This window comes from Actinomadura sp. 7K507 (genome assembly GCF_004348425.1).
In the GTDB taxonomy this organism is placed as follows: Bacteria; Actinomycetota; Actinomycetes; order Streptosporangiales; family Streptosporangiaceae; genus Spirillospora.
The window spans coordinates 24,679-35,493 of sequence record NZ_SMKK01000083.1; the positions used below are offsets into that span (position 1 = coordinate 24,679).

Genomic DNA, 10,815 nt, shown 5'->3' on the forward strand with positions numbered 1-10,815 from the left:
TTGCTGCGGTCGTTGTTACTCCGGGTCGTCGAACCAGGAGTCGTGGTCACCAGCCTCGATCTCGCCGGCCAGGGTATTCAGCACCGTCCGCGGGTGGCCGAGGATGAGCTTCTCGTCTTGGACCAGGTCGGCGAGGTCGCTGACCGCCCGGTCGCGCTGGCTTCCGAGGAAACCGGGCGCCCATCCGATCCGGACAGGCCCGTCCAACTCGTCCAACCATGCCCCGATCTCCTCACGCAGCACGTCGGCGTCGAAGTACGTCGCCTTCTCGCGCTCGCGGACGACCCGGGTGAACGGGTTGGTCCCGCCCTTGAGCGGCGCCAGGACCACTAGGCCGGGCGTGCGGTCACCGTAGTGGGCCGACTGCTTGGCGCCGCCTTTGACCATGGCCATCGTCCGCAAGAGCACCGCCACCCGGCGGCGCCGCTCATCGACCGGCAACTGCACGCACTGCACGCCGCGCAGCACGATCTCGCTGCCGCCCTTGTCCACCACCTCGTCCGCCAGACGCGGGGGCAGCGCCGCCTTGGTAGTCCTGCCTCCTGTCTCGAAAGTGCCGGCGCGCGGCAGGTCCAACAGGAGGTCGCCGGCCAGATCCGCGGTGTACATCTCGTGCTCGTGGATGACGGGATGGGTTCCGGGCTCGAAGTCTCGGCTCATCGTGCCGAAATCCATGACCGGCTTACTGGGTACGACCGAGACCAGGGTGCCGGTCGCAAGCACCGTGTCACGCATGAACGTCTTCGACTCGCCCTTCTTCGCCCCCGCCTCGTCCGCCTTGACCGCGATCATGTAGCCGAACAGGTCATCGTCCAGATACAGGTCGGGACGGCCCTGGGTGTAGGCCTGCTGCTTCTTGCCCTCACCGCTGCGGATCACCGGCGAGGTCGGCTCGCCCGCCGGCAGGCTGTCGCGCAACCACCGGCGGCTCGCCTGCGCGGACACGTACGGGTACTTGTCCCCCCGGCCCACGGCGAACTGCTTGACCATGCCGCGGTTGTCCTCGCCGCGGCCGTTGTTCGGCGCACCGGCCTTGATCTCCAGAATCTGCTGTCCCACCAGGAACGTCACTGTTCCGCCCCTTCCTCCTGGCCGCCGCCGACGGCGTCTGCCAGTTCCTTGATCTCTTGGAGTTCTTCCTGCGAGCCCTTGGGCTCCCAACCCGTCTCGGCCAAAGCCTCCAGCACCGCGAAGACCAGCAGCCGCCGCCAGGACCAGGACCGCTCGTCCTCGAACAGCAGCCGATAATCCTGGACCGGAAGCAGCACCGGCGCAGTGTCGTTGGGGCGTGGGAACAGCAGCCAGTCCACGCCCTTGGAACGGAACCAGCCGTACAGGTTCCCGCCCTTGCTGTTCGCGCGGATGAAGTCGCGGAACGGCCCCGGACGGCTGTCCTGCCCCAGCAGCGCGGCCAGCCGCCCCGCCAGTTCCTTGATCCGTTCGACGTCCTTGTCGTCCATGGTCAGTACCTCACGGCAGTAGGAGTACAAGAGCGGGGCCAGCACCGTCGTCTCGGCAGGGATGAGAACCGCCGCGGAGATCTGGCCGAGGACGTGGCCGATCGCGAAGTCCATGACCTGGGCGGGACGCGTGAACGCCCGCTTGGCCAGGAACGCCTCCCCAGGAACCTGCTTGGTCTCCTGGGTCGCGGCAAGGGCCGGGTATCCGGTGCGGCGGTCAGGGATCTTGTTGGTGGACCGTAGCCATTCCGCCACCGGCTGGCTCAACTCCTGGGTGGCGAGTAGCTGCTCCTTGTTGGAGTTGGACAACACGATCAACTCCACACCGGAGGTGATCCGCCGGCTATAGGCGCGCACCGCACGCAGGACCCACAACTCACGCGCGTACGGTCCGGGCTTAGCTCCCTTGGAGGCCCCGGCGGCGGCCTGCTGCAAGGTCTGGTCGACGGTGGCGCTGGTCATCTTCGCCAGGAAATTGTCGTCCCAAGAATGCATCAGCGCCGCCCTGCCACCCGACAATGACGCCCCATAGGGGAAGGCCCACAGGCTGGCCACACACGGAAAGCACAACGGCGTGCCCTCATGGCCCGGCGCCGTGGTGTTGCGATGCGCGACGCTCGCACCAAGCGGGATATCGACCTTCCCGTACCAGTCACAGGCCGAACGTCCGCAATAGGCGCACGGTACCCCCGGCCAGTCGGCATGATCCGGCCAAGCCCGCCATTCACAGATCAACTTCTCCCGCTCCGAGGGAGACTGCTTACCGCGCGCGGTCGGATTCAGCTTCGAGTTGGGCCAGAGCAGGTAGCTGGCGCCGAGCCAGAAGCCGCCATGATCAGCGGCCTTCGCGACATGGGCCGTCTCCAGGAGGTGACGGGTCAACAATTGGACGACGTCGACGAGGGTCTCGCCCGTAACGTCTCGTGGAGCTTCCACGTCGGCGAGGGCGGCCAGCGCGAACGCGCCCACACGCTGCAATGGACTCGCCGTCAACACCACGGACCGAGGGTCGGCGGAATCGTCGGTGTCGCCCATCCAGGTGCCGTCTCGCCGCGCCTGCCCAAGGGGCGGGGGGCCCGGAATGGAATCAGCCACCGATCCAGCCCATGCCTGTGCTGTTGGCCTGCCCCAGCCCCCATGAGTGGAGGGCCGAGAGCGTTTCCGGCTCACCGGACACCATGACCTCGACACAGGCGCCGGGCTTCTTGCCTTTAACCCCGCTCCCGACCGCGAATGAGCGCTTCGGCCCGACCCACCCGACGTTCTCCAGCGCCACCTCCGGATCCAGCCCCAGCGTCACCGCTTTGCGCCGCAGGTTGCCCTGCATATAGACATCCCACTCCGGCTCACCAGGGAGACACCACGCCTGCCGGGTCGCGCGGTCCCCGGACCCAGCACGGCCCGAGCTCTTCATCACCACTGGCGTCACCGTCCGGAACACGGCCTTCCCCGAAGAGAACGTCGGAGCCTCCAACGGCTCGATTTTGTCGACTATGAACGCGGTCGCTCCCCACGCCAGCACCGGAGTCGATGCCAGCGCGGCCGCCCACCCCTCCGCTACTGCATACAGCGGACTTCCGAATTCCACGATCCCTGGGCCATCAGTGGTGTAGACGCCACGGCGCCGCTTCGCCGCCGGAAAAATGGGCGCTCCGTAGCCGAATGGGACCAAGGCGTGCGGCCCCCACCCCGACTTGTGAAGCACCTGCCCCAGTTCGGGAGCGCCCCGCTCCAGGAGCGCGTAGGACAGAGCTCGCCCAGGAGCCAACACGTCGTCCCACGGCAGCTCACGCGCACCCGTATGGAAAGTCACCCGCAACCGCACCGCATCCGTCCTTCCTCGTCCATCGGTGCCAGCTAAGGCACCGCACTCGATCAGAACTGATGGACGGACTTGTCAGCCCCACCTGGGAGCGTGAACCTCGCCTGGCTCTCCATCCGTCCGGGCGTCAGACAGTACGCATCATCAACGTCCACGTGTCGAAATCTCAATAAACTTAACCACGAAGCGCTTGTCCGGATGTGGCCTCGGCCTTACGCGGAGCTATGCTGACCAACAAGATCGCCCCGCCAGGGCGCCGCCCGCAGGGGGTCGCAACTGGTTGAGTTTCTTGGTGGACGCGTCCACAGACTCGCTCTCATCGCCCCTACGAGGGGTTCGCAACGCGGTCACCCCGCCTGGCTGTCCGAGCGTCAACTCATGTCCTCATCGCTCCTGCGAGGGTTCGCAACACGACGCCACGACGTACGGCGAAGGCGGGGGATGCGAGGCCTCCGACACCGGCGAAGGTGTTAGATGTTGCGGGACCGCGGGAGAGCGCTGACCGCGGTCATGCAGCGTCTCGGTCACCCGAGCCTCCAGCGAAGTTGATCAAGCGGTTTCAGCGACACGCCGGGGCCGACAGCACGACCGGGGGATCACTGCAGATTCCGCCTCCGGCAGCTGTTCTTCCATCTGCCCACCTGGCGCTTTACCGTGGGGTCCTCATCGCCCCTGCGAGGGTTCGCAACCAGTGCGGCAACTGGACCCGGTAGGTCTTGTTCGGGTGTCCTCATCGCCCCTGCGAGGGTTCGCAACACGTTGGCTGCCAGGAGCCCCAGCAGCGCCGGCTCTCGTCCTCATCGCCCCTGCGAGGGTTCGCAACGGCACGTGGAACGCCGTGGCGGTCAGGTGGTAGACCTGTCCTCATCGCCCCTGCGAGGGTTCGCAACTACAGCGGGCGGCCGGACAGGAACCGGTAGGTCCCGCGGTCCTCATCGCCCCTGCGAGGGTTCGCAACGCGACGTGGCTGATCGTGACGTGCGTGTTGTTGAACGGTCCTCATCGCCCCTGCGAGGGTTCGCAACCTGGCCGCCGACGCCGCCACCAAGCAGTACGTCGAGTCCTCATCGCCCCTGCGAGGGTTCGCAACCGGGCCAGCAGTGCGAGCCCCGCGGCGTAGGTGCCCGTGTCCTCATCGCCCCTGCGAGGGTTCGCAACCTGAGACGCACCCCCAGCGCGGGACCGCACGTGGTCCTCATCGCCCCTGCGAGGGTTCGCAACTTGGTCACCGCCATCTGCCGGGCCGCACCCTGCTGAACGTCCTCATCGCCCCTGCGAGGGTTCGCCACCTCGGGGGCGCCTTCGTAGCCGCGGAGGGTCTTGAAAAGACGACATCGAGGTCCCCGGCAACCGCACGATCGAAGCCATGGCGATGGCAGAACAACTGACATCCAACGCCGTCCGGGTCGACCTGATCCCGACCATGCGTCTGCATGTCGCATTTGCTGTACAGCGCGCAGCCCGGCCACACGCACGCGCGTTGCGTCATGGTGCCCAAGTTGCGCCTGCGCGATGGCAACTGTCGAGCGCCGCAACCGGCGTTATCTGAAATAGGCACCGCCAGCGTCAATCCGATGCGGTTTTTGTTGAGCGCTGCGACCGGACTGCCTCAAGCCCAAGGACCCCGGGGACTCAGTTTCAATCCGATGCGGTTTTGTTGAGCGCTGCGACTGTCATTGGTGGAGCGGCTGCTCTGGGCGCTAACGTTTCAATCCGATGCGGTTTTGTTGAGCGCTGCGACAGTACCTCAGATTATGGGGGTCTGACCTGCGGGTTTGCAAGATCATGCGCCAACCTCCTCGTATGCGATCTTAAAGAGACCCTCAAGATGATCTTCCCGATGGTGTTTGCGCTGGTGAGGGCAGGTTTTGGAGTGTGCGCCAACCTCCTCACAATTCCATAAAAGGCCCTGGGGCCGTTCATCCATCGGTTGTGGGCATGAGGACAAACGAGGAGACAAGGCCACGGGCACGACTGGTTGAGCGGCTGGCCAGCGACCGGGGCCTGGTTCGCGGGCGGCCCGCGGGCAGCGGCATGGCGGGGGCGGACGGCGTCACACCGGCTGTGTTCATCCGTGAGGTCGGCTCCAGGCTGACGGCACCAGCGGCGCTTTCGCGAGCGGTGACACCAGGCCCGCTACACCTGCGCGATTGCTGCGGGGCGGCACACCCCAGAGTCGTGGATTACCGGCCATGTGCGACCGCATCACCCGCCAAGCCCTCCTGAACATTTACGAGATCCCGGTGAAGGAGTTGACGGTTCAGTGATCTTCATGCGTGGTAGGTGTCCAGAGGGTCGTTTCCGGCCTCGCTTGGCGCTGGGAGGGAGCGCCCCTGGATGACCTCATCCCTTTTCATCTTTTCATTCTGAGTGAACCATTCGTAGGACAGGCCGCGAGGGTCGGGTGGGGTGGCTTCGCCGGGGGCCATCGTCTTAGGGCGGGTGCGGGGGTAGCGTACGGGAAGGTCGAGCCCGCCGGCCGCTTCGAGGAACGCTTTCTGGGCTTTGTGTAGTTGTGGAATATCCCGGGTCAGTTCCTCGAAGTCTGCGCGGAGGCCTTCCCAGTCCTCCGGGTTCGGGGCGGGCAGGCTTCCCGAAAGGTCCCGGTAGTACGCCTGCCACACTTCGCTCCGGTGCAGGGACGTGCCGGACGGGTCAAGGTCGAGCCGGACGCTGCCGAAGCCCAGCGGCTTACCCAGGCCGATGCGGTGGAAGTAGTGCTCGGGTAGGTCCAGCAGCCACAGCAGCGCGCCAAGTTCGATGTCGTCCAGGTTTTGGACTTCGACGGTGAGCGTGAACACGGTCCCGCGTTCGACCCAGCCCTGGACGGAGCGGTTCTGGTTGTCTCGTTGATCCGTGGTGGTGGCGAAGGCTTGGCCGTCCTTGCTCAGTACGGGGTTCGAGTCGTCGCTCTTGCGGGCCTCTCTGGGCCGCCGGTACTCGCGGAAACCCTTGCCGTTGACAGGTCGCTGAGTCGGGTCCTCAGGCCCCTTGGGCAGTTTCCAGTACGCCTTCTCGTCTGCGACGAGGCGGTGGTGCCAGTAGACCTTGCGTCCTCGGAGTCCATGCCCTTCGCCGTTGTAGATCTCCTTCTTCTGCATGCGGTCGCGGAGTGGGACGTCGGGCTCGTCCTGAGACTCCGACAGGTAGAAGCGGCCTTGGGCCGGTTTGGGCTCGCCGAGGATCGACAGCGGCAGGCCGTCGCCAGGGAACTCCCTCACGCCGGCTCCGGGCCCGCAGCTGACGTCCTTGATACGCAGCTGCCCCCGATAAGCGGCCGGACGGTTGCCCGCGCCGTCGGACGCGACCCATCCGAACACGCGGTCGGCGGGAGACAACTCACCCATGGAGGGCGCCGGGCGCAGGCTGCGCGGGAGCATGTCCGCGGGGACGCCGCCGACATCACGAGGGATCATCACCGGATAGAGGCCGACGACCTCGCCCTGCTCCAGCTTGGCCCAGCAGAGCGTCCCCATCTCCAGCCGCGAGCGGTCCTTGTCGTGGATGTGGGGGCTCAGCGCGATCTCGCCGATCGTTTCCTTCCTCCATTCGTCTGGCTTCTTGCCGTCCTTGCGCTGCGGTATCTCGTGCTCGTGCTGATCGAGGTAGCTCTTCATCAGGGCTCGCCACCTCGTGCACTCGCCGGTCAGCGTCATGCGCCTGGGCGCCTTGGTGCTGACGAAGAGTCGCTCATGCGTTTTGCCGACCGCGTTTCGTCCCGTCACGCAGGCGATTCCCTCGACTACCCTCTCGTCTGGCCCTGCCGGCCGGAGCGGGCCTGCGTCGAAGGGAGCCACCTCGCTGACGGTCCAGGGGCCTCGGAAGTATTTCCCCTGGCGGTTCTTCATCTGCGGCTTGTACAGCCGCGCACGCACGTGGTCTCCATGCTGGGGTGGTTCCTGCGACGGGTAGGTGGCGGGCGGCACCGTGTAGGCGGGCAGCCGTGCCACTTCGTAGAACTCGATTTCAACCTTGTCGGCGTCCTCCTCGACCGAGGTGATGCGGACCGCGTGCATGCCGTTGTCGTCATTCAAGATGCGGGCGTCGTCGGCTATGCGGCGCCAGCCGACCGGCTCGTCGTGGCCAGCGAAGACGCCGAACCGGGAGCCGGTCACCGCCTCGTACGCCGACCGCAGCATGCCTTTGACCGTTGTCGCGGGCAGGTGCGGTCGGCCGTCCCGCGTGAGCACCGGATACGTCATGTGCTCTTCGATGCCGGATTCCGCGACGGAGGCGCGGGCGGTATCCAGCAGCAGCAGCGGCGTGCGGACGGTCAGCTTTACCTTGATCGTCCCCGTCCAGCGACCCGGGTGGAGGCGGTCGTGACCGGTGGGCGGGGCGTCGGCCAGTGGGTCCGGCAGCCCGTCGCGTGGGAAGGCGGGGACGAATGTGTAGGGGTTCAGGAAGGGCTCGCGCGGCATGCGGTGACGTCCTCGTTCCGGGGCCGGTTCTCTGAAGTATCCGATGGACGAGTACCGAGCCAACCAACCCTCTAGAGCCGACACGGCGCACTGTCCACATGAGGCCGGGCGGCACCGCTTCGTCCATCGGTACCTTGGCTCGGCCCCAGTGCGGGGCAATTTCAGGCGGAGAGGACGAGCATGGCCCCCGACAGCACGCCGAACGTTCCCCGGCTCTCGGTGGTCGGCGCCGGTACCGGTGGTCCGTCCAAAGCGAAAAGGATCATCACTGACGGGCGGGGCTGGATCGCCGTCGGGAGCGGCGCCGGCACCGGGTTCTTTGTCGAGAGCGTCAAGTCGTTCGCGACATCCGACCCGGACGGCCGGTGGTGGTTCGTGCTCGGTTTCGTCGTGGGCATCGCGTTGATCGCGGTCGGGGTTGGGCTGGAGCGTCGCCGCGGCAGCGGGGCACGGGTCGGAGTCGTGGTCACCGCCGGCGACCCGCGCAACGCAGTGAAAGCCGTCGAACGCGATGAGGCGGCCGAGACCTACAGCCGAGAGCACTGCACGTTCGTCCTAAAGGCGCACATGTGGTTCGGCGAGCCTCCATGGACTGCGGCGGCGGTCGACGCCCTCGCAGACGAAACCTCCGCGGCGGTGACCACGGCACGACGGCTAACGGGCGAGGCCAACCGGGTCGACCTGGTCCCGACCATGCCGTTGCCCGCCGCGTTCCGGTTCGGGGCGCGGCTCGGGCACACCCACGGGTCGGAGATCGTCGTCCATGCAGTGCGGCAGCGGTCCCAAGGCTTGTTCTTCCCCGCGACGGTCCTGCGCAACACCGCGACGGCGGCATCGTCCGCGCCACCGCCTCTGGTGGTCGAGGGCCTCGAGACCTTCGACGACGGCGATCCGGCCGTGACTGCACTGGCGCTCGACGTCCAGGGCCACGGCGCACGCTTCACCGCACCGGTCCGGCAGGCGTGCAGGCAGTTCGGGTTCGGGAACCTGCTGCTGATCCGGGCCCCGGAAGAGTTCCTGTTGGAAAATCGCGAGACGTTCACCGCATGCGTGGAGCAGATCTGCCGCGCATGGGCGGACGCCGGCCTGTCCGACACCGCACGCACAGGCCGTTACTCGGCGTTTTTGAACGGCCCCGTGGCCATCTCGTTGGCCGTGGGCGCACGACTCGCGAACAACCAGCCGAGCCGCTGGACGACCTACACTTTCGACGACGCATCCAGCACCTACGAGCCTTTGGTGTAGGGCATCTGTCGTTCCCGCGCATGGTCCCTCCGGGTGCTGGTGTTGTCGGTTCGTCCATCAGGGCTTACCTTCACCCACCACGCCCGGCACTCCAAGGCCCAGACCGTCACCCGCCGTACTGCGCGGCTGCGGATGGAGACGGCAACGCTCGCGGCGGCCTACTCCGACCTGCGGATCGCCGACGACGAGTCGTACGTGTTCATCGGCGGCTTCCGGCTGCCCACCGGCTGGGTTCCCGACCGCGCGAACGTCCTGATCGTTCCACCGGCCGCCTATCCCGAGTGCGCGCCCGACGGGTTCTACCTCAGCGCGAAACTGCAGCGCCGCAAAGGCGGACAGCTCGTCACACCGGGCCACTACTTCCGCGATTACCACAACCCCTACGCCGACCTGGGCTACCACTGGTATTGCCTCGAAGACCCGGAACGCCGCTGGCGAGCCGGCCAGGACTCCCTGATCACCTTCGTGGAAGCGATCCGCACCTACCTCGGAACAGCGGACTGATGCGCTGCGTCCTTCGCCTGCCCGCCCGTGTGTGGGGCCCGGCCGCCCAGCACCTCCTGGCGTCCTCATCCGAGCGGATGGCCTACCTGCTGGCCCGCGCGAGCAGCTGGACCGACCCGTGGGGCCGCCACACGACGGACCTGCTCGTCCGGCAGGCCCTCCTCGTCCCGGACGCAGCGCTGCACATGCAGTCACCGGTCCGCATCGAAGTCGACCCCGAGTTCACCCGGCAGGTACTGCGCGCCTGCTACGAGACCGGGATGTCGATGGTGGACGTGCACACGCACCCGTTCGGCGCCGGGCCGGTCTGGTTCTCCGGCCACGACGAACACAACATGCGCGTCACCCACACCGAGTTCACCGAGACGATGCCCGACGACCCGCCGGCCATCGCCGCCTCACTCGTCCTCGGCCCAGGCGGGCTGGCGGGTGCCTGGTGCCCGCACCCGCACCGGCTCGCGCCGCTGGACGCCTGCGTCCTGCTGGACCACACGCTGAGCGAGGTCCCACTGTGCACCCCGTGACCATCACCCGCGACACCAACAGACACGACCGCCAAGTCCGCGCGTTCGGCGAGGACGGGCAATGCCGGCTGGGCAGCACCACCGCAGCCGTCGTCGGCGCCGGCGGGATCGGCTCACTTCTCGTCCAAGGACTGGCCCACCTCGGTATCGGACGCCTGCTCGTCGTGGATCCCGACCGGGTCGAACCGACCAACCTCAACCGCCTGGTCGGCGCCACAGCCGCCGATGCGCAGGACGGTGCCACCAAGGCCGAGGTCGCAGCACGCGCCGTCGGCCACATCGATCCGGACATCCCCGTGCACGCCGTGCAGGACAGCATCCTGGACACCGACGTGTGGCTGTCGCTGCGCTGCGCCGACCTGCTTTTCGGCGCGGTCGACGGGCACGCCCCGCGCTGGGCGCTCAACGCGCTCGCCGTGCAATACGCCCGCCCCTACATCGACACCGGCGCCGAGATCACCGCGAGCCCAACCGGCCCACTCGACGTATCCGGACACGTCGCGACCGTGATGCCCGGCGGTCCGTGCCTGCTCTGCCTGTCCGGGTACAACCCGGCGGTCGCGTCGATGGAACTCGACCCAGTCCTTACCACCGCCAAACGCAGCGTCGGCTACCTTCGCGACGCTCCCGACGAGCCGACACCCAGCGTGATCTTCCTCAACCAGGTCATCGCGGGCATCGCGCTCGGCGATGCCCTCAATCTCCTTACCGGCTGGCATCCTCCACGCCCGTACACCCTTATCGACCTGGCCGGCCCCGGCCTCACCCCCATCGACGCCGACAGGCAGCCCGACTGCCCCGCCTGCGGCCCCGACTCACCCCGCAGCGAAGGCGACGCT

The 10,815-nt window shown here is 67.2% G+C and carries 9 protein-coding genes and 1 CRISPR repeat array; of the genes, 5 read left to right on the forward strand and 4 right to left on the reverse strand.

Going from position 1 to position 10,815, the window contains the following annotated elements; genetic code table 11:
* Window positions 1-15: 15 nt before the first annotated feature.
* The 3 genes from cas7i to E1285_RS20075 are packed head-to-tail and all read right to left on the reverse strand — an operon-like array spanning window position 16 to window position 3,048.
* The gene (cas7i, locus tag E1285_RS20065; protein ID WP_132154261.1) at window positions 16-1,071 is read right to left on the reverse strand and encodes a type I-B CRISPR-associated protein Cas7/Cst2/DevR; all 1,056 of its coding nucleotides are present in this window, start codon (window positions 1,069-1,071) and stop codon (window positions 16-18) included.
* Window positions 1,068-2,495 (reverse strand): hypothetical protein, encoded by a 1,428-nt coding sequence (locus E1285_RS20070; RefSeq protein WP_132154263.1) that lies wholly within the window; start codon window positions 2,493-2,495, stop codon window positions 1,068-1,070. The genes cas7i and E1285_RS20070 overlap by 4 nt, the downstream gene beginning before the upstream one ends.
* Before the next feature lie 52 nt (window positions 2,496-2,547).
* Window positions 2,548-3,048 carry a CRISPR-associated endoribonuclease Cas6 gene (locus E1285_RS20075; RefSeq protein WP_243722923.1) on the reverse strand — a complete coding sequence of 167 codons (501 nt, stop codon included), beginning with the start codon at window positions 3,046-3,048 and terminating at the stop codon, window positions 2,548-2,550.
* An 893-nt stretch (window positions 3,049-3,941) separates the two neighbouring features.
* Window positions 3,942-4,571: a CRISPR direct-repeat array (repeat unit 30 nt; unit sequence GTCCTCATCGCCCCTGCGAGGGTTCGCAAC).
* 77 nt (window positions 4,572-4,648) lie between these two features.
* Between E1285_RS20075 and E1285_RS20080 the strand changes: the two genes are divergently transcribed.
* Window positions 4,649-4,831, forward strand: a complete 183-nt coding sequence (locus E1285_RS20080) for a hypothetical protein (protein ID WP_132154265.1) — start codon at window positions 4,649-4,651, stop codon at window positions 4,829-4,831.
* A gap of 721 nt (window positions 4,832-5,552) precedes the next feature.
* On the opposite strand, the gene E1285_RS20085 is transcribed toward E1285_RS20080, so the two are convergent.
* Entirely contained in the window at window positions 5,553-7,703 is a 2,151-nt protein-coding gene (locus tag E1285_RS20085) for a TIGR03986 family CRISPR-associated RAMP protein (protein WP_132154267.1), read from the reverse strand.
* Window positions 7,704-7,883: 180 nt separating this feature from the next.
* Here E1285_RS20085 and E1285_RS20090 point away from each other — a divergent pair, with 180 nt between their 5' ends.
* The 4 genes from E1285_RS20090 to E1285_RS47440 all read left to right on the forward strand — a co-directional run.
* Entirely contained in the window at window positions 7,884-8,948 is a 1,065-nt protein-coding gene (locus E1285_RS20090) for an SAVED domain-containing protein (RefSeq protein ID WP_132154269.1), read from the forward strand.
* A 42-nt stretch (window positions 8,949-8,990) separates the two neighbouring features.
* Window positions 8,991-9,452: an E2/UBC family protein gene (locus E1285_RS20095; protein ID WP_132154271.1), complete on the forward strand. Its 462-nt coding sequence runs from the start codon at window positions 8,991-8,993 to the stop codon at window positions 9,450-9,452.
* Complete coding sequence (locus tag E1285_RS47435; protein ID WP_132154273.1) at window positions 9,452-9,976, forward strand: hypothetical protein; 525 nt, start codon at window positions 9,452-9,454, stop codon at window positions 9,974-9,976. Before E1285_RS20095 ends, E1285_RS47435 begins: the two co-directional genes overlap by 1 nt.
* Window positions 9,973-10,815 (forward strand): ThiF family adenylyltransferase (locus E1285_RS47440; RefSeq protein ID WP_132154275.1); only part of this gene is annotated, 843 nt, incomplete at its 3' end. The genes E1285_RS47435 and E1285_RS47440, both read left to right, overlap by 4 nt.